We start from the raw sequence: 18,458 nt of genomic DNA on the forward strand, positions 1-18,458 counted from the left end.
CTCTGATCGGGAGGGACGCAAGCTAATCCATTACCTCGAGCATCAGCCGCTTGCCGACCCCCGATTCCTCGAACCAGACCGCGGCGATTGCCAGATGGTCGGACCAAGCCTGGGTGGCCCGCGCGACATCGCGTTCGGCGGCCGCCGCGACAAATTGCGCGAACAGCGTCTGCGCGCGCCGGTTGGTCTTGCTGACCCACGGCAGACCCTTCGCATCGGCGGTCACGGTGGGCTCCACGCCGACACGGACCCAGTGCGTCATCTCGGCGATGACGGTGAGCGCGGGGTTCTTCGCCGCCGAGAACGCGACCATCTCCGCCTCTCGCCACGTCGTCACAAACCGTGCGGTGTCCTCGGTGGAGGCGGCCAATTGCGCCTCGGCGGAGCGCAGAGTGTCGAGCTTCTTGGCGCCGATGCGCGACGCCGAAAGCCCGATGATCGTCGGCTCGATCACCCGCAGCGCCTGCAGGAAATCGAAGAGAGTAGCGCCGCGCGCCTCCAACACGATGCCGGCGAGTTGGGAGGCGACCCGGGTGGAGGGAAGTCGGATCGTGGCGCCGGCCCGATCACCGGTGCGCAGGTCGAGCAAGAACTCCATCTCAAGGATTCGCAAGGCCTCCCGCAGTGTCGGCCGGGAGATGTCGAATTCCTGGGCCAGATCGGCGAGTGGAGGTAGCCGGTCGCCCTCGCGCAACAATCCTTCTGCGATACGGGCACGGATCTCTGTTGCGACGACCAAGGCCCGGCGAGGCGCCGGCTCGGCACCGGCCCGACCGGCTTGTGCTCGCCACAACGGCGTGATGTCGATCGGTTGCCTGCTGATGTTGCGTCGCACCAGAATTCGTCCGGTGGTGAACAGGTAGTCGCTCCATGTGCTGTGGGCGAGCGACATGTCGTGGCGCCGCACCGCGTCGATGAAGGCACTGTGGCTGACCACCACCCGTCGGGCAATCTGTTCGGCGGAGGTGCCATCGGTCCCACCTATCATTGAGTAGACCTGCCCGGCGTAGATGTCGCGGAAGACACCGGCGATGACGGCAAGCGTCTGGTTCCCAGACAGTTCGGTGACCGCTTGATCGAACGCGGACATCGCGGCGACGAACTCCAGCGGGTTGTCCTGGGCGGCACGCTCCGCGTCGTGCAAGTCGACCAGCCGTTCCAAGTCACGTTCGTCGGCCCGGTCCGCCACCCACGCCGCGGCCGGAGGCTCGATGACCGACCGGGCCTCTTCGAGGTCCGCAACTGTGGTGTTGCGTAGCTGAAGTAGCAGTGCGACGTACTGCCCGACGGCTTCCAGACCGGGACGACGCACTACAGCGCCGCCGCCGCGCCCGCGTTTGATTTCGACCAGCTGTTGTGACTCGAGGATCCGCAGTGCCTCGCGCAGCGTCTCGCGCGATACCTGCAGCGCCGCTGTGAGATCTGCCTCCGAAGGCAGTTGCTGATCGGTGGCAAGGTGGCCGTTGAGAATCTGGCGCCGCAGATCTCCCGCCAGCATGTGAGACACCTTCTGGGTGTTGCGCCGAGGAGGGGGGCGCCACAGCATCTCGCCACCGTTGTTGTCCATGCCAACGCCTTCAGTCATGCCGCAGTCAATACCATCGCCCCGCATTGCGGGTACAGACCACTGGCCACCACCGCCACCCGAGCTCCGGTGACCTGCCGTCGCTCGCACTGTCCCCGCAACTGCAACACCGCTTCATTGAGGAAGCCGATACCGTGCAGCCGCCCCTCGGCGAGTTGCCCACCGGCGGTGTTGAGCGGAAAATCGCCGCCCGGTCCGATGCGACCACCATCTCCCACCCACGGGCCGAATTCACCACGTTCGCAGGCACCGAGCGCCTCGATCCACGCGACGGTGACCGGGGTGAATCCGTCGTACAGCTGTGCGACGTCGACGTCGGCCAACGTCACTGACGACCGTCGCCACAACCGCTCGGCACAGTCGAACGCGCCACCGTGGAGGAAATCCACGTCGAATACCCAATCGGCGCCCCGGCCCGTGGCGTAGGCCATCGCGTCGACGAGTACCGCGGGTTGGCGAAGATCGCAAGCGCGCTCGGCCGTGGTGATCACCGACGCCACCGCGCCGTTGACCGGATAGTCGCAATCCAGCACGCGCAGCGGGTCAGCCACCATCCGCGACGACAGGTAGTCGTCCATTGTCACCTCATCGCGCAAGACGGCGCGCGGATTGAGCGCCGCCCACCGCCGCGCATTGACCGCGATGCGTCCGAAATCCTCTTCGGGACGGTTGAATTCGGCCATCCAGCGGCGCTTCTTCAGAGCGAGGTTCACCAGGATCCCGCCGAGGTACCCGTAGGGGGTGAGGAATTGGTCGCGGCCGCTGACCGTCTCAGGTCCGCTCACCACACCACCTTGGTGGCCGGCGGCGCGAGTCAGGCATCGGAAGACCAGCGCAGTTTCGCATGCGCCGGAGGCGACGGCCATCACCCCGGCGAGCGCCCCGGCCAATCCCGACGGATTCGTCGGAAAGATGTCGGCGAAGGCCGCGAGATCGGGTACGCCGAGCAAGCGAGCCATGTCCTGGGCGCCGGGTGACTCGGGACCGAACTTGTACTCGAAGATGCCGTCGACGTCGGTCGGTGCCAACCCGGCGTCGCCCAGTGCGGCCTTCGCCGCGGCGAGTGCCAGTGAATTGGGGGTGGGCTCCCCCTTACGGGTCAGCTCGGAGTATCCGACGCCTGCGATCGCGACCGGACGTGCCAACGCCGTCATCGGTCGTCGCCCATAAGCCGGAACTGGGGCATGGTGATGCCCCCCCGGTTTTCGAAGACCACTTCGACCGGCATACCACAGCGCAATTCGGTCTCGGGCGCCACGCCGACGAGGTTCGTGATCATCTTGAGTCCGGGTTGGTCGTCGAGTTCGACAAAGACCACGATGTAGGGCAGCGCGTCGACGAACCCAGCGTGTAACGGACGATCGACGATCGCGTATGAGTAGATGACGCCACGCCCGGTCGTGTCGACATGGTCGAAATCATCGGCCTGGCAGTGCACGCAGCAGACTTCGGGAGGGTACTGCAGCTTCTCGCAGTTGTTGCAGCGTTGCAGGACCAACCGGCTCTCTGCGGCGGCCGCCCAGAAGAAGTGGCTGACATCGTCTGGCGCCGGCACCGGGCGACGGTCACGTACGGCCGCAGGTGCCACCCGCGTTGCGGTACCGCTAGTCAATGCGGACGACATCGCGATGCTCGGTGATGGGGCGCGCCACCCCTTGCTCGTCGCAGATCTTCTGCAACCTGTCGAGCGTCTCGTCCAGCCCTGGTCCCAGACGCGTTCCCGGGGTGAACGTGGCCGGCAGGTGGCGCATGCCTTGGATGACCCCGATGGTTTCGTAGTGCACGGTGCCGTCCGGGTCGCACCGGTAGTCCGGCATCCGATCCAGTACCGCGGTGAGCATGGCCTTGAACACCACCCTTCCGACGTTCGATCCGATGCAACGGTGAATTCCGAGTCCGAACCCGAAGTGCCGGTTCCCCTTCCGGTCCAGGACGATCTCGTTCGGTTTATCGAACACTGCCGGGTCTCTGTTCGCCATGGCGTATGAGATGTACAGCCGGTCACCTTCTCTGAAGTGGATCCCCTCGAACTCGCAGTCCTCAGAGAACGTGCGACCGTCACCGGGGGCGGGCGTGTAGAAGCGCAGGAACTCCTCGGTCGCGGAATCCAACAGCGTCTCGCGTTCGTCGGTGAGGCGCTGGCGTTCGTCGGGGTGCTCGCCCAGCCATTCCAGCGCATGCGCGGTCAACGCGGTGGTGGTGTCGAAACCGCCTCCGATCAGCAGCGTCAGCATCCCGAGAATGTCCATCTCGGGTGGCGGCTCCCCGTTGATGCGCATGTTGACCAGACTGTTGATGATCCCGTGGCGCGGGTGCTCGCGAATCTCATTGACGTGGGCCATCAAGTCCATCGCCATCCGCATGTTCGCCTCAGCGACGCGCGGCGCCTCCGGGGAATCCTCCGGCGTGTAGACCAGCGCGTGGGTCGGCTCGCTGTAGAGCCGCCAGTCCCGCAGGGGGATGCCGAGCATCGCCAGTGTCAGCACGGCCGGAGTGATGTTGGCGAGGTCATCGACGAAGTCGATACGCCCTTGTTCGATCTTCTCGTCGAGGCTTGCGCGAACCACCTCATAGATGAAGGGTTCCCATCGCTTCACCGCGGCGGGGGACAAGAAGGGGTTGAGCATGCTGCGGTACCAGCGGTGTTCCGGAGGGTCCATCTCGAGCATGCCGCCACGCAGTGGGATCGACTTGTGCGGAATGGCGATTCCCTGATAGCCGCGGCGCTCATCGTTGATGTCGTGGTCGTTGGAGATGTGCGGGCAGCGGGCGAGTTCGAAAACCGCATGGCTGCTGCTGGCGACCCAGTGGCCGCCGTAGGTGTCCGACCATGCGATGGGGCACTTGCCGTGCAGTTCCGCGGTGATCTGCTCGAACCGTTCGCGGTATTCGGGCGTGTGCCGATCGAAGTGGTAGTGGTACCTCTCGTGGTCCCCGGCCTCGGCGATCGCATCGGTCACGGCGCAGTCTCCAGGGACGGGACGTGGGTGATGGTGATGGCCTGCTCCGGGCACGACCGCGCCGCTTCCTGCACCGCTTCTTGCTGGTCGACGGGGACCACCTCGGAGACCGCCGAGGAGGTTCCGTCGACATCGCTGAGTCGGAAGGAGTCGGGAGCGATCATGGCGCACAACGTGTGTCCCTGACAGCGTTCGGGATCGACTTGAACCCTCACGAGTACTCCTTTCCCAGTGCCCACCGCACCGGTTGCGGTTCGGCCACAAGGTAAATCACGCGCGACGAACCGATCGATCCCTAGCTAACCGCAGACATGCGACCGAGTCAACTATTTTCTGGCATTGGCGAGTTCACGACTGTAGTGTTCGCTCGAGCACGTGATGTCGCCGGCTCACGTCAACACGCCAGGGAGGATCGATGACCGCACCGGAAATGGCAGCAAACACCACCCGCAGCGACTCGGCCGATGTTGCGCCCGACCGTGCTCGCGAGGTCGCCAGACGCATGCTGATCGACGGGCGGTTGGTAGCGGCTGAGGACAGCTTCCCGTCGACCAATCCCGCCACCGGAGAGGTGATCGGGCATGCACCGAATGCGTCGGTGCCCGACGCCCTCGAGGCGATCACCGCCGCGCGCCGAGCATTCGACTGCACGTCGTGGTCGACGGATGTCGATCTTCGGATACGTTGCCTCGACCAACTGCACGAGGCACTCATCCGGCATCGAGCCGAACTCCGCGACTTGACAATCGCCGAAGTCGGCGCCACCGGTATGTTGACCGACGGGCCGCAACTCGAGACTCCAATCGGCATCGTTCGCTACTACGCAGATCTACTCAGGACCTACCCGATGTCGGAAGATCTCGGTGAGATCGACAGCATGGGCCAGCGTCACCACCGATGGGTGGAGAAGGAGGCGGCCGGCGTCGTCGGCGCGATCATCGGCTACAACTATCCCAATCAGCTGGCGCTGGCCAAGCTCTCACCGGCATTGGCCGCGGGCTGCACCATCGTGCTCAAGGGCGCGCCGGACACGCCGTTGATCACGCTGGCGCTGGGCGAGCTGGTCGCCACCGAGACCGATATCCCGCCCGGAGTGGTCAACGTGTTGAGTTCGACGGCGGCTGAAGTCGGTGCGGCGCTGACCAGCAGCCCGGACGTGGACGTCATCACGTTCACCGGTTCCACCGCGACCGGACGGCGTGTCATGGCTTCGGCCAGCGAGACCGTCAAGCGGGTCTTCCTGGAACTCGGGGGAAAGTCGGCCGCAATCATCCTGGACGACGCCGATTTCCAGGCCTGCGCCATGATGGCAGCGTTCATGATCACCTCACACGCGGGTCAAGGTTGTGCGCAGACATCACGGCTGCTCGTGCCGCGAGCACACCATGACGAACTCGTCGAGTTGGTGCGCCAGAACTTCGGGCTCATCACCCACGGTGACCCGGCTGATCCCGCGACCTTCATGGGGCCGTTGATCAGCGGGCGGCAACGCGACAAGGTCGACGCGATGGTGAAGCGCGCGGTCGCGGCGGGTGCGAGGTTGGTGGCGGGGGGCCAGCGGCTCGACCCGGGGTACTTCTACGCCCCGACGCTGCTCACCGATGTTGATCCCGACAGCGAGATCGCCCAGGAAGAGGTGTTCGGACCGGTACTGGTCGTTCTGCCTTACGACGATGACGACGATGCGGTGCGCATCGCCAACAATTCGATCTACGGCCTCTCCGGGGCCGTGTTCGGCAGCCGGGACCGGGCAATCAGGATCGCGCGACGGATCAGGACGGGGACGTTCAGCATCAACGGCGGCAACTACTCCGCCCCGGACAGTCCGTTCGGCGGGTACAAACAGTCCGGCATCGGCAGGGAAATGGGTGTCGCCGGATTAGAGGAGTATCTCGAGCGCAAGACTATCGCGGAGGTGGTCGCGTGAAGCCGATCGAAGGCGTCCGCGTCGTCGAGGTCGCCATGTATGCGTTCGTCCCGACTGCCGGTGCGGTGCTGGCGGAGTGGGGGGCCGATGTCATCAAGATCGAACATCCGGTCACCGGTGATCCGCAGCGCGGGCTGCGTCAGGTGGGAACGCTGCAGGTGACTGGCGACCCGAATCCGAACGTGGACAACGCGAACCGGGGCAAACGCAGTATCGGGCTCGATGTGTCGACGCAGGAGGGCAGGTCGGTACTGTACGAGCTGGTTCGGCGGGCGGACGTCTTCCTGACCAGCTTCCTTCCGGCGCACCGCAGCAAGTTCGCGATCGACGTGGATGACATCCGCGCGGTCAACCCCGATATCATTTACGCGCGCGGAAGCGCTTTCGGACCCCGGGGGCCCGAAGCGGGTAAAGGCGGCTATGACATGACCGCCTTTTGGTGCCGGTCCGGTGCCGCGGCCACCGTCACCCCGCAGGGCGTCGACGGAATGATCACGCCTCCCGGACCGGCGTACGGGGACACCATCTCCGGTACGAACCTGGCGGCCGGGATCGCGGCGGCATTGTTCAAGCGCGAGCGGAGCGGTCAACCGTCGGTCGTCGATGTCTCGTTGCTCGGCAGCGGATTATGGGCACTGAGCCATACGGTAGCGCTGACCAATCATGTCGGCCAACGACTTGTGGCACCGCCACCAGGAGCACATGGATCGCCGACCAATCCGCTTGTGGGGCTATATGCGACCGCGGACGACCGGTATATCTCCTTCGTCATGATGCAGCCGGCTCGGTTCTGGGCCGACGTATGTCGGCACATCGACCGGCCGGAACTGGCTGACGATGTCCGCTTCGCCGATGCGGAGTCGATCGGCCAGCACACGGCGGAGGCGGTCGAGATCCTCACCAAGGCGATATCCACCCGGACGCTCGCCGAGTGGTCGGAGCGATTCGCCACGTTGGCGGGGCCGTGGGCCCCGGTGCAAGACACCTTGCAGGTCGCCCGCGACATTCAGGTCCGGGAGAACGAATACATCTGTGCGGCAGGTGGTCTCGATTTGGTGACCAATCCGGTGCAGTTCGACGTCGGGGCATCGGACCCACGGCCCGCGCCCGGTTTCGCCGAACAGACCGACGAGATACTGGAGGAACTAGGCCTCGATTGGGATCGCATCATCGAACTCAAGGCCGCGGGTGCCGTCACCTGATCCAGTGAGGAGCAGCGCCGTGCCGTCCACTTTCGATCGACGCGTAGCCATCGCGACCGATTTTGTCGACAGCATCGGAAACCTCGACTTCGACCGCGTCGCCCAGCATCTGGCTGCCAACGCGGTGATGCTCGCCCCGTTTGTCGACGAGATGCCGCCGGCCGAAGGAGGGCCGGCCATCGTCGAACGTCTCCGGGGCACGGTTCCGCTCATGTTCGAACGGATGGACTTCGCCTACGACCGGTGGTACGACGTCAGCGAAGCCGACACCGTCATCGGTGAGTACCACAGTGATAGTCCTTTGAAGGGCCGTGAGGGGAGATATCAGAACTCCTACATCACCGTCTTCAAATTCGACGGCGACAAGATCGTGCTGTTCAAAGAGTATTTCAACCCGGTGCGGATGGCGGTGCTGTTTTCCTGATCAACGCGCGCAGGGCACGCCGCGCGCAACGGCTACTTACGGAATCGGATGAGTATGGGGGTCGGCGTGCGCTTGCGCCGACCGATTCATTGCCCGGGGCCGTTAGGCCACTTGACCATGCAGCCCGCATCGAGCGGAATACTCGCGCCAGTCATGTGTTTCGACGCATCCGAGGCGAGGAACAACACGAGTTCGGCCACGTCCTCGGGCTCCAGCCACGCTGTGGGAAGGGCGTGGTAGAACTCCGAAGCCGGCTGGAAGTCCTCCTTGCGCACCTCGCCCTGCAGGTCGGGTCGGAAGAGCTGGTAGATGCCTTGGGCGTTCATCAGATGGGTGTTGCAGTTGGTCGGATGCACGACGTTGATCCGAATCCCTGTCGGCGCGAGGTGCAGCGCCATCTGCTGCGCGTAGCTCACCAACGTCTGCTTGGACCAGCTGTAACCGGCGCCGCCAGGACCCATGATCCTGCGCGGGTCGTTCACGTCGTTGGCAGTGTTGGGGATCAACGCAGCGGTGGAGCCGGTAACGATGATCGAGGCGCCGGTGCCGGCCGGGACGAGATGAGGAACGGCGACCGCGATGGTGTTCATCACACCTATCAAATCGACATCGACGGCATCCTGGAAGTCCAGTGGCTGTGGGTCGCCCATGGCCATGGGCAGGATCCCCGCGTTCGCCATGACGGTGGTCAGCCGCCCCAATTCGGCGACCCCCTGGTTCAGCGCCTCGGCGAGTTGATTCCGATTCCGGACATCTGCCTTGACCGCCACACAGCGGCGACCCTCCTTCTCGACCAGTCGCTGCGTTTCGATCAGGTCGTCCCAGCTCGCCATCGGATACGGGTTGGATTCGATGTCGTCACAGATGTCGATGGCGATGACGTCGGCGCCTTCGCGCGCCTGCAGTACGGCGTGTGCCCGCCCCTGACCACGTCCTGCGCCAGTGATGAACGAGACTTTGCCGTCCATGCGTCCTGCCATGAGCTTCTCGCCCCTTTCGTATTTGTACAAATGCCGTCACAGCGAGCGGAACAACCCACCATCGACGAGCACTTGAGCGCCGTTTATATAACCCGCCGCATCGCTGGCCAGGAAAACGCACAACCCCGCCATATCATCCGGCACGCCTATGCGTTTCATGGGATTGATCGCCGCGGCCTGGGCCTGCATTTCGGGGCCCCACGCCTTCGAGATGTCGGTGTCGAACGCGCCGGGCATCACCAGATTCGCCCGCACCTTCGGCGCCCATGCCCCGGCGAGTGCGAGTGTGAGCGCGTTGAGCCCCGCCTTGGCCATCGCGTACGGCAAGTCGGTGGCGTCCGGCCGAAGCGTGCCCGCGGTCGTCACATTGATGATCGAGCCACCGTCGCCCTCGGCCATTCGCGTTCCGAACAGTGCGCTCAACCGGAACGGCCCACGGGCGTTGACGGCGTGGACCTTGTCGTAGAGCTCTTCGGTGACCGACGGCAGGTTTTCGTAGACGGGCGACATCCCGGCGTTGTTGACCAGGACGTCACACCGGCCGAAGGCGTCGTAAACCGCATCCAGGAGGACGTCGGCGTCGCTCCATCGTCCGACGTGGCAGGCGACCGGCAGCGCGCGCCGCCCGGCGGCGGCCTCAATCTCCTTGGCGGCCCGCTCACAGCTGTCCAGCTTGCGGCTGGCGATTACGACGTCGGCCCCGGCCATGGCAAACCCTTCCGCGACCGCCCGGCCGATGCCGCGACTGCCGCCGGTGACAACCGCAACCCTGCCCGTCATATCGAGCAGCTCGGGGAGGGCCCTCACTCCCGGTTCCCAGAAGGGGCAGAGGGATACGTTGTTAAGCCGACGGATGCGGTCACGCGACCTCCACTTCCCGAGGGCCCGGTTCGGCACCGGCTGATTGGGTCATCGGAAAACCTAGCCGCAGACATGCGACCGAGTCAACTATTTCCTCGCGTGCACTCAGCTAGCTCGCCGTCGCGACCGCTTGACAAAAATAGTTGACTGGGTCTTACCTATTACCCAAGAGGCAGTCGAGACTTGGAGGTCGTGTGGCCTGGGACTTCGAAACCGAACCCGAGTATCAGAAGTTGTTGGACTGGGCGGACGCATTTGTACGCGACGAGGTTGAACCACTGGACCTGGTCTGGCCCAACCTGGAGTTCGTGCCATTGACCGACGCCCGTCGAAAGGCAATCGTCCCGCTGAAGCAGAGAGTTCGGGAAAAGGGTTTGTGGGCCACGCATCTGGGGCCCGAGTTCGGTGGCCAGGGTCATGGCCAGCTGAAGTTGGCCCTGCTCAACGAGGTTCTCGGGCGCTCACAATGGGCCCCTATCGTATTCGGCTGTCAGGCCCCCGATACCGGCAACGCCGAGATCATCGCCCACTACGGCACCGAGGCGCAGAAGGATCGCTACCTGCAACCGCTGCTCGACGGTGAGTTGTTCTCCAGTTACTCGATGACCGAACCGCAGGGGGGCGCCGATCCCACGCGCTTCGAGACTCGTGCGACGCGCGATGGCGATGGCTGGGTGATCAACGGGTGGAAGTTCTTCTCGTCAAACGCGAGAACCGCCTCGTTTCTCATCGTGATGGTGGTGACCAACCCAGACGTCAGTCCATACAAGGGAATGTCGATGTTCCTTGTGCCCACTGACACGCCTGGAGTGAACATCGTCCGCAATGTTGGGCTCCATGGTGAACCCGACAACGAGGGATCTCACGCGCTCATCCACTACGACAATGTCCGGGTGCCTGCGGAATCACTGTTGGGCGGCGAGGGCCACGCGTTCGCGATAGCCCAAACTCGCCTGGGCGGTGGGCGGATTCACCACGCGATGCGCACCATCGGCTTCGCGCAGAAGGCACTGGACATGATGTGTGAGCGCGCACTGAGTCGCGAGACGCAGGGCAGCCGGCTGTCGGACAAGCAGTTCGTCCAGGGGTTCATCGCAGACTCCTACGCGCAGTTGATGCAGTTCCGGCTGTTCGTGCTCTACACCGCGTGGCAGATCGACCGGTACAACGATTACAACAAGGTCCGCAAGGACATCGCGGCGGTGAAGGCCGTCATGCCGACCGTGTTGCACGACATCGCTTGGCGAGCAATGCAGGTCCACGGAGCGTTGGGCGTCACCAACGAGATGCCGTTGTTCAAGATGGTCCACGGCGCAGCCGTGATGGGGTTGGTCGACGGCCCGACCGAGGTGCACAAAACCACCGTGGCAAAACAGGTCCTCCGCGGCTACACACCGACGGAGGACATGTGGCCCAGCGAATGGCTCCCAGGCAAGCGTGAGGCGGCGTGTGCCAAGTTCGCCGAGTACCTCGACCTCGAGGTCGGAAATCTGTAGTGGTTGTCGTGCCTAATCCAAGGCAGTCAACGCCGCTCGGGTGTCGAGGTCGATGAACGCCGCCGAATAGCGTTGCGCCAACGCGAGGCAGATGTCGGCGCCCTGCCACGCGTCGCCGCCGGACAAGGTCGCCATCCAGATGGCCAGCCCGTGCGCGACCGATGCGCGATAGCGCAGCCAGACCTCCTCGGCGGAGGGCTTCTCGTCGGCGGGCAGGGCGAGTGCGGTCCGGTATTCGTCGAGCAGATCCCGCTCTGCGCGCCGGCGGTCCTCGATCGTCAACGCGCCCTGCAGGAAGTAGCCGAGGTCGAGCGACCAGTTGCCACGCCGGGCCATCTGCCAGTCGAGGAAACCCACCTCGTCTCCCGGCAGCACATAAGTGTTGCCGATGTGCGGGTCACCGTGCAGCAGCGTCTGCGGCGTCGTGGTCAGGGTGCCGATGTAGCGGGCCCAGATCTCGACGAAGAGTTCCGTGCCGCTGAGCGCGAGGATCTCGGAGGCGACGGTGTCGCCGAGCCGTTCGTGCGCGATGTGCAGCGGCGCGTACTCGAGCCCTTCGAAAGCGACGAACGGTTCCAGCCAGTCGAGCCCGGGAGTCGCCGCCAGCCGGTCGCCCCAAAATTTGCTGTGCATCCGCGCCAACCCGCGAACTCCGTTGGCCACCTGCTCGATCGACATCGGTCGGGTGGAGTCGCGCGGGTCGGCACCCCGCGCGACGACGTCCTCCATGATCATCAGGAAGTTCGACCCGGGCTCGTCGATCAGCGCCGCGTAGACCTCCGGATGATCAAGCGGCAGCTCGACATCCGAGCTGAACAGCCGCGGTTCATGAAACAGGCCGCTGGTCAATGCGACGAGTTCGGCGTGGTCGGGGTCGACGGCCTTGGCGAACACTGTCGCCGGCCCCGAACCCCCCGAATACCGCAGCGCCAGCCGCGCGCGTCGGTTGGTGCCGTCGTCTCGGAGTGCGACGGTGACACCGTCGACCGTGGCGCCCGGAAATTGACCTGCGAGCGCCGCGGTCATCCAGGTCGGAGTGATCTCATCCCAGTTGCGCGGCAGCGACAACTCTGCGGCAGTCACGTGCGCGCTACTTCAAGCAGCTGCCGCCGTCGACGGGCAGCGTCACGCCGGTGATGTAACGGCTTTCGTCGGAGGCCAGGAAGAGCACGGCGTTGGCGATGTCTTCGGGCTCCACCCAACCGATCGGCAGCGTGTGCATCATCTGGCCGACAACCTTCATGTCGTCCGGGCCCGGATTCTCCAGGTCGGGCCGGAACAGCTTCATCGTGCCCTCGTTCATGAACAGGGGGGTGTTCACGTTGGTCGGGTGCACGGAGTTCACCCGGATGTTCTGCGCTCCGAGTTCGACGGCGAAGGTGCGCATCAAGCCGACCACACCGTGTTTGGCGGCGACGTAGTGGCCGGTGTGCGGGTAGGCCTTCAGGCCGCCGACCGAACTGGTCAGGATGATCGAACCGCCGCGGCCGCCGGCGAGGATGTGCGGCACCCCGGCTTTGACGGTCTTCCACACGCCGCCGAGGTTGACGTCGATCATGTCGGTCCAGTCTTCTTCGCTGGTCTTGTCCAGCGTGGCACCGCCATTACCGATGCCGGCGTTGGCGACGATGATGTCCAGCCGGCCCAGTTGCTCGACACCGGCGTCGACGGCGGCCTTCAGCGCGTCGAAGTCACGGGTGTCGACCTCGGCGGTGTAGATCCGGCGGTTGAAACCCTTGACGAGATCGGCCGTTTCAGCGAGATCCTCGGGCGTCGCCAACGGGATCTGGACGCTGTCGATCTGCTTACAGATGTCGACGGCGATGATGTCGGCGCCCTCTTGCGCCAGCTTCACGGCGTGCGCGCGGCCCTGGCCACGGGCGGCGCCGGTGATGAAAGCGACCTTGCCTTCAACACGTCCAGTCATTCGTTACCTCAATTCGTTGTTGCTACAGGTGGGTTCACGGAAGGATGGCCGGCATTGACTCCCAGCCGCGGACGGTCGACGTCGGGGACAGCGTCGCGTTGGCCATGTCGACGTCCCATTCGGGGAAGCGTTTGAGGATCTCCTCCAGGGCGACGCGGCCTTCCAGCCGGGCCAGCGCGGAGCCCAGGCAGTAGTGCGTGCCGACGCTGAATGCCAAGTGCTGCCGCGCTTCTCGGTGGATGTCGAAGACGTCCCCGTCGGGTGGGAACTGCCGGTGGTCCCGAACCGCGGCGCCGATGAGCATCATCATCACACTGCCCTCCGGTACCGTCTGGCCATAGAGCTCGACGTCGCGGGTGACGTAGCGGGCCACGTGCGGTGCGGGCGGTTCGAACCGCAGCAGCTCCTCGATTGCCTGGGGGATCAGGGCCGGGTTTTCGGCGAGTTCACGGCGCTGGTCGGGATGTTCGGCCAGTACCTTGCCCGCCCAGCCGATCAGCCGCGTCGTTGTCTCGTTGCCCGCGCCCGCCACCACATTGAGGTAAGTCAGCAGCTCCTGACGGGTCAGGTGGCGCGTGGTGCCGGTCTCGTCGACGAACTCCGCGTTGAGAAGTTCGGTCATGATGTCGTCGGACGGGTGATCGACGCGCCAGTCGATATAGGTCTCGAACAGCTCACCGGTGACGAAACCGTCGGCCTTCATCGGTTGGCCGGCCTCGGTGCGCATCTGCGCGTTGGCGTGGTCGCGGATCATCTCCTGGTCGTCCTCGGGGATGCCCAGCAGCGCGCTGATCACCTTCATCGGCATCTGGGCGCCGAGGTCGGCGACGAAGTCGAATCGCTCGGCTCCGATCAGCGGATCGAGGCTCTGCGCGCAGTACTCGCGGATGATGGGCTCCAGCGCATTGACCTTGCGCGGTGTGAACATGCGGGCCAGCAGCTTGCGGTGGATGTCGTGGATCGGCGGGTCCTCGAAAATCACTGTGCCGGGCGGAATGTCGATGTTGGCCTTGATCAACTCGACGATCGCGCCGCGGGCAGAGCTGAATGTCTCGTGATCGACGAGTGCCTTGTTGACATCGGCGAAGCGGCTGATCGCGTAGAAGTCGTGCTGCCCGTTGTAGTACAGCGGCCGCTCCTCGCGCAGCCTGCGGAACATCGGGTAGGGATCAGCGTTGAGTTCGACGTCGTATGGGTCGAAGTGGACGGCCTCAACCGTCGGGTTCTCGGCACTGATCGTCACGGGCCGCCTCTCGCCGGATGCTGGTCGGTAAGACATGGGACTGGTATTTGTCTCACAACTCTGGCATTCGCTACGCGAGGGTGTCAACAAGCGAATCGTTTTCGGCAATTTGTACTCTCCGCTTAGCAGAACCAGCTTCTCAACCGGCCTCTGACGTGGGGAAGCGCACCAGCGCCTCCTGCGCGTAGGACGCCACCAGAACGCCGTCCCGCGTGATGACGTCGCCTCGCCCGAATGTGCGGCCCCCCGCGAGCAACGGGCTGTGTTGGCGCAGGAGAAGCCAGTCGTCGGTGGTGAACGGCCGATGGAACCATACGGTGTGCGAGGTGACGGCGGAGGTGAACTTCGTGCCGTTGCCGCGCTGGCCCGCTCCGTCGATGGGCCGCAGGGCCGTGCCGATGAGCGTCAAGTCGGTGGCGTACGCCGTCAGGGCCAGGGCCAGTTCGGCCTCGACCGCCGGGGTGCGCATCCAGAACTCGAACCGCGGGGGACCCGTCGTCGTTGCGTTGAGGTCGACGGCCGCCCGGGTTTCCCAGGGGATCAAGTCAAGTGCCACTTCGTGTTCCGTTCCCAGCACCGCGGTGGTCGGCTCGACGTCCTGATGCTCGGGACCGCCCTCGAGCGTGTGCAGGCTGATCGATGAGGTCGCCACGACGCCTCGGCTCTGCGTGGCGGTGATCGTCATCGCGGCGAAGGAGCGGCCCTCGTGCTGTCGGGTCGCCCGGAAGGTGATGGGCTCATCGGCCCGGCCCTCCTTGGCGAAGACCACGTGCTGCGACTTGACCGCCTTATCCGGGAAGGTTAGTGCGGCGATCCGGAGGAACTGGGCGAGAAGCTGGCCACCGAACACGCGGTGGTAGTTCAGCTGCTGATTGCGGCCCTCAAAGAGGGTCGTATCGCCGTCCGGCGCCGCCGACGCGACGACATCGAGACAGGAAAGCAGGTCGGGCCAGAGATCGGACACCCGGCGAGTGTAAGTGAAATTCTCGCTGGTGAGAACGGGATTCTCGAACTAGCCGGCGGCGAATCCGTGGGAGCAGAAGTCCCATACTTCTTCGGCGGTGATGGGGTGCACGGTGCCGTCCGACGCCTCGCCGCTGGACTGCGCTACGAACATGACCGTCTGCATGGTCATCGCGGCCATCCGCTTCGGGTTGATGCCATCCCGCAGCTGACCTGCGTCGCTGGCCAATTCCATCAGCTCGGTGAGCAGGGCCAGCAGCGGCGCGTGCGCGATCTTCACCTCGGCAGGGTGTGACAGCAGCAGGCGCGGCGCGAAGTCGGTGAACAGCGGGCGCTTGGCGGTCGGATCCGGCCGCGACGACTCGAACAGCAGCGTGACAGCGACCTTGAGCCGCTCGATCGGCTCATCCTCGGTGGTGGTAGCGGCGCGGATCTGGTCCGCGGATCGGCTCAGCGCGTCCTCGAACAGCGCCAACAACAGCTCATGCTTACCGTCGAACTGCAGGTAGAAGCTGCGCAGCGACTGCCGCGACCGGTCGACGACCTCCTGCACGGTGAAGTCGGTGCTGCCTTTCTCGATGATGATCGCCTGGGCGGCATCGAGGAACCGCTGCACGCGCTGCGCGGCCCGGAGCTTGGCGGTCTTGATCGACCGCTCGACGGCGCGCTGCTTCCAGGCCGGCTCTTCGCTGGGGGTCGTCAACGGCGGCTCAGACGCCGACCGACTGGGGAGAACATGAACTGACTGTACCGGAGAACGCCTTGCCATTGCGGTCCTCGACCCCCTCGCGGCCAACGTGTCAGAGATTGTAACTTTCGCACCATGAGAATAGTATTCTCACTTTCGAGATAATAGAAGCCCTACATAAGTTTCGTTCGGCGGGAGACCTGTGCAGCTCACCTTCGATGCCGACGTCGAGGATTTCCGCGCCGAGTTCGACGCTTTCCTCGACGAACATCTTCCCCCCGACGCCGTCGCGCTGGAGCGCTCCGGGTCGAGCAGCGACGTTCCCGGCTGGGCGCGGGACTGGCAGCGGCTGATGTTCGACAACGGCTGGCTGCTGCCTGGCTACCCGCCGGAATTCGGGGGCCGCAACGCCACGATCCTGCAGCAGTACGTGCACCAGCAGGAGTTGGCGCGTCGGCGCGTCTATCTGACGTTCAACCCGCAAGGTGTCGGCATCATCTCCGCGTCGCTGATCTCGTTCGGCACGCCCGAACAGCAACGGCGATGGGCGGTGCCGATCCTGCGCGCCGAGATCACCGCGTCGCTCGGCATGAGCGAGCCGGGTGCGGGATCGGACCTGGCGTCGCTGCGCACCAGGGCTGTGTTTATCTCTGACGTCGACGAGCCCTACTTCGTCGTCAACGGGCAGAAGGTGTGGACGTCGGGCGCGCACGACGCCGACGTGCTGCTGACTTTTGTTCGCACTGATCCGAATGCCGCCAAGCACAAGGGCATCAGCGTGCTGATGATCCCGACCGATTTGCCCGGAGTGGTGCGGCGCCCGTTCGCGTCGGTGTGCGACCAGAACGACCTCGACTTCAACGAGGTGTTCTTCAACGACGTCCGGGTGCCCGCGGAAAACCTCGTCGGGCCCCTGAACAAGGGTTGGCGGGTCGCCAACGGATCGCTCGGACACGAGCGGAACATGTTGTGGCTCAGCTATGCCGACCGCCTGCAGGAGTTGGTCGAAGACTTCGGTCCCTCATCTGCGCTGGATCGTGACCGCTACGCCGGCCTGGTGATGGACAACCAGGCGTTGCGCCTGCTCGGCTCGGTGGCGTTGGCCCGCGCTGCGCGAGGCGAGGAGGACGTGCCCGCTCTGTCGGTGCTCAAACTCCTCGGCTCGGAGGCGTCGCAGTCGGCGACGGAGTATTCGCTGGCGGCCGCGGGCGCCGACGGGTTGAACCACCCCGATTTCTCCGGCCCGTACAGCGCGCAACACCTCGACCTGTATCGCGGCGGTTGGTTCGACCGCTACGTCCGCACCTTCGGCGGCACGATCGCCGGCGGCACCTCGGAAATCCAACGCAATATCATCGCCCAGCGCCTGCTGGGCCTGCCCCGCAACTAGAAGGACTGGGTCATGTACATCGAATACGAGGTGGCCGACCGCATCGCGACCATCACCCTGAATCGGCCGGAGGCCGCCAACGCCCAGAACCCCGAACTGCTCGACGAGCTCGACGCCGCGTGGACGCGCGCCGCCGAGGACAACGAGGTCTCGGTGATCGTGTTGCGCGCCAACGGGAAACACTTCTCAGCGGGCCACGACATGCGTGGCGGCGGCCCGGTACCGGACAAGATCACTCTCGAGTTCATTATCCAGCACGAGGCCAAGCGCTATCTGGAGTACACGCTGCGCTGGCGCAACGTGCCCAAGCCGTCGATCGCGGCCGTGCAGGGCCGATGCATCTCCGGCGGCCTGCTGTTGTGCTGGCCGTGCGACCTCATCATCGCCGCCGACGATGCGCAGTTCTCCGACCCGGTGGTGCTGATGGGGATCGGCGGTGTCGAATACCACGGCCACACCTGGGAACTCGGCCCGCGTAAGGCCAAGGAGATCCTGTTCACCGGTCGCGCCATGACGGCCGAGGAGGTCGCCGCCACCGGCATGGTGAACCGTGTCGTGCCCCGCGATCAACTGGACTCCGAGACGAGGGCGCTGGCCGAGCAGATCGCCAAGATGTCGCCCTTCGCATTGCGGCAGGCGAAGCGTGCCGTGAACCAGACCCTCGACATCCAGGGCTTCTACGCGGCGATCCAGTCGGTGTTCGACATCCATCAGACGGGCCACGGCAACGCGCTGAGCGTGAGCGGATGGCCGGTGCTGGTGAACCTCGACGAAATGAAGGCCAACATCCAGTAGGCCGCGGCTCTAATGCG

General features: G+C 64.9%; 18 protein-coding genes. 6 read left to right on the plus strand and 12 right to left on the minus strand.

Annotation, left to right across the window (positions count from 1 at the left end; translation table 11 throughout):
• Positions 1-22 precede the first annotated feature (22 nt).
• Genes ABGB19_RS18065 through ABGB19_RS18085 form a run of 5 tightly spaced genes read right to left on the minus strand, consistent with a single transcriptional unit; the run spans position 23 to position 4,760 of the window.
• The gene (locus ABGB19_RS18065) at positions 23-1,585 is read right to left on the minus strand and encodes a GntR family transcriptional regulator (protein WP_347687351.1); all 1,563 of its coding nucleotides are present in this window, start codon (positions 1,583-1,585) and stop codon (positions 23-25) included.
• Complete coding sequence (locus ABGB19_RS18070) at positions 1,582-2,739, minus strand: thiolase family protein (protein WP_347687352.1); 1,158 nt, start codon at positions 2,737-2,739, stop codon at positions 1,582-1,584. The genes ABGB19_RS18065 and ABGB19_RS18070 overlap by 4 nt, the downstream gene beginning before the upstream one ends.
• Positions 2,736-3,140, minus strand: a complete 405-nt coding sequence (locus ABGB19_RS18075; protein WP_347687353.1) for an OB-fold domain-containing protein — start codon at positions 3,138-3,140, stop codon at positions 2,736-2,738. The genes ABGB19_RS18070 and ABGB19_RS18075 overlap by 4 nt, the downstream gene beginning before the upstream one ends.
• A gap of 49 nt (positions 3,141-3,189) precedes the next feature.
• Positions 3,190-4,545 (minus strand): cytochrome P450, encoded by a 1,356-nt coding sequence (locus ABGB19_RS18080; protein WP_347687354.1) that lies wholly within the window; start codon positions 4,543-4,545, stop codon positions 3,190-3,192.
• The gene (locus ABGB19_RS18085) at positions 4,542-4,760 is read right to left on the minus strand and encodes a ferredoxin (RefSeq protein ID WP_347687355.1); all 219 of its coding nucleotides are present in this window, start codon (positions 4,758-4,760) and stop codon (positions 4,542-4,544) included. Before ABGB19_RS18085 ends, ABGB19_RS18080 begins: the two co-directional genes overlap by 4 nt.
• A 215-nt stretch (positions 4,761-4,975) precedes the next feature.
• On the opposite strand from ABGB19_RS18085, the gene ABGB19_RS18090 reads away from it, so the two are divergent.
• Genes ABGB19_RS18090 through ABGB19_RS18100 form a run of 3 tightly spaced genes read left to right on the plus strand, consistent with a single transcriptional unit; the run spans position 4,976 to position 8,098 of the window.
• Positions 4,976-6,472 carry an aldehyde dehydrogenase family protein gene (locus ABGB19_RS18090; RefSeq protein ID WP_347687533.1) on the plus strand — a complete coding sequence of 499 codons (1,497 nt, stop codon included), beginning with the start codon at positions 4,976-4,978 and terminating at the stop codon, positions 6,470-6,472.
• Positions 6,469-7,674: a CoA transferase gene (locus ABGB19_RS18095; RefSeq protein ID WP_347687356.1), complete on the plus strand. Its 1,206-nt coding sequence runs from the start codon at positions 6,469-6,471 to the stop codon at positions 7,672-7,674. Before ABGB19_RS18090 ends, ABGB19_RS18095 begins: the two co-directional genes overlap by 4 nt.
• 19 nt (positions 7,675-7,693) lie before the next feature.
• Entirely contained in the window at positions 7,694-8,098 is a 405-nt protein-coding gene (locus tag ABGB19_RS18100; RefSeq protein WP_347687357.1) for a nuclear transport factor 2 family protein, read from the plus strand.
• 86 nt (positions 8,099-8,184) lie between these two features.
• Here the strand turns inward: ABGB19_RS18100 and ABGB19_RS18105 are convergent, their stop codons facing one another.
• Together ABGB19_RS18105 and ABGB19_RS18110 are read right to left on the minus strand one after the other, a co-directional pair.
• Complete coding sequence (locus tag ABGB19_RS18105) at positions 8,185-9,078, minus strand: mycofactocin-coupled SDR family oxidoreductase (protein WP_347687358.1); 894 nt, start codon at positions 9,076-9,078, stop codon at positions 8,185-8,187.
• A gap of 36 nt (positions 9,079-9,114) precedes the next feature.
• Entirely contained in the window at positions 9,115-9,858 is a 744-nt protein-coding gene (locus ABGB19_RS18110) for a glucose 1-dehydrogenase (protein ID WP_347687534.1), read from the minus strand.
• 275 nt (positions 9,859-10,133) lie between these two features.
• On the opposite strand from ABGB19_RS18110, the gene ABGB19_RS18115 reads away from it, so the two are divergent.
• Positions 10,134-11,435 (plus strand): acyl-CoA dehydrogenase family protein, encoded by a 1,302-nt coding sequence (locus tag ABGB19_RS18115; protein WP_347687359.1) that lies wholly within the window; start codon positions 10,134-10,136, stop codon positions 11,433-11,435.
• 12 nt (positions 11,436-11,447) lie between these two features.
• Here ABGB19_RS18115 and ABGB19_RS18120 read toward each other — a convergent pair whose 3' ends face one another.
• From ABGB19_RS18120 to ABGB19_RS18140, 5 genes are all read right to left on the minus strand, one after another.
• Entirely contained in the window at positions 11,448-12,518 is a 1,071-nt protein-coding gene (locus tag ABGB19_RS18120) for a phosphotransferase (RefSeq protein WP_347687360.1), read from the minus strand.
• A gap of 7 nt (positions 12,519-12,525) precedes the next feature.
• Complete coding sequence (locus ABGB19_RS18125; RefSeq protein WP_347687361.1) at positions 12,526-13,362, minus strand: mycofactocin-coupled SDR family oxidoreductase; 837 nt, start codon at positions 13,360-13,362, stop codon at positions 12,526-12,528.
• 34 nt (positions 13,363-13,396) lie between these two features.
• The gene (locus ABGB19_RS18130; protein WP_347687362.1) at positions 13,397-14,605 is read right to left on the minus strand and encodes a cytochrome P450; all 1,209 of its coding nucleotides are present in this window, start codon (positions 14,603-14,605) and stop codon (positions 13,397-13,399) included.
• 139 nt (positions 14,606-14,744) lie between these two features.
• A complete protein-coding gene (locus ABGB19_RS18135) occupies positions 14,745-15,569 on the minus strand; it encodes an acyl-CoA thioesterase domain-containing protein (RefSeq protein WP_347687363.1) in 825 nt (274 codons plus the stop codon).
• Positions 15,570-15,617: 48 nt separating this feature from the next.
• Positions 15,618-16,337 (minus strand): TetR/AcrR family transcriptional regulator, encoded by a 720-nt coding sequence (locus ABGB19_RS18140; RefSeq protein WP_347687364.1) that lies wholly within the window; start codon positions 16,335-16,337, stop codon positions 15,618-15,620.
• 121 nt (positions 16,338-16,458) lie between these two features.
• Here ABGB19_RS18140 and ABGB19_RS18145 point away from each other — a divergent pair, with 121 nt between their 5' ends.
• On the plus strand, positions 16,459-17,646 hold the full coding sequence (locus ABGB19_RS18145; protein ID WP_347687365.1) for an acyl-CoA dehydrogenase family protein: 1,188 nt from the start codon (positions 16,459-16,461) through the stop codon (positions 17,644-17,646).
• Positions 17,647-17,658: 12 nt separating this feature from the next.
• Complete coding sequence (locus ABGB19_RS18150) at positions 17,659-18,441, plus strand: enoyl-CoA hydratase (RefSeq protein ID WP_347687366.1); 783 nt, start codon at positions 17,659-17,661, stop codon at positions 18,439-18,441.
• Positions 18,442-18,458 lie beyond the last annotated feature (17 nt).

This window comes from Mycobacterium sp. B14F4, from assembly GCF_039871645.1.
Taxonomy (GTDB): Bacteria; Actinomycetota; Actinomycetes; order Mycobacteriales; family Mycobacteriaceae; genus Mycobacterium.

Coding starts and splice junctions, on each gene's coding strand:
- ABGB19_RS18065 (WP_347687351.1), bottom strand. CDS start 1,585: ATGACTGAAGGCGTTGGCATGGACAACAACGGTGGCGAGATGCTGTGG.
- ABGB19_RS18070 (WP_347687352.1), bottom strand. CDS start 2,739: ATGACGGCGTTGGCACGTCCGGTCGCGATCGCAGGCGTCGGATACTCC.
- ABGB19_RS18090 (WP_347687533.1), top strand. CDS start 4,976: ATGGCAGCAAACACCACCCGCAGCGACTCGGCCGATGTTGCGCCCGAC.
- ABGB19_RS18105 (WP_347687358.1), bottom strand. CDS start 9,078: ATGGCAGGACGCATGGACGGCAAAGTCTCGTTCATCACTGGCGCAGGA.
- ABGB19_RS18110 (WP_347687534.1), bottom strand. CDS start 9,858: ATGACGGGCAGGGTTGCGGTTGTCACCGGCGGCAGTCGCGGCATCGGC.
- ABGB19_RS18125 (WP_347687361.1), bottom strand. CDS start 13,362: ATGACTGGACGTGTTGAAGGCAAGGTCGCTTTCATCACCGGCGCCGCC.
- ABGB19_RS18140 (WP_347687364.1), bottom strand. CDS start 16,337: ATGGCAAGGCGTTCTCCGGTACAGTCAGTTCATGTTCTCCCCAGTCGG.
- ABGB19_RS18150 (WP_347687366.1), top strand. CDS start 17,659: ATGTACATCGAATACGAGGTGGCCGACCGCATCGCGACCATCACCCTG.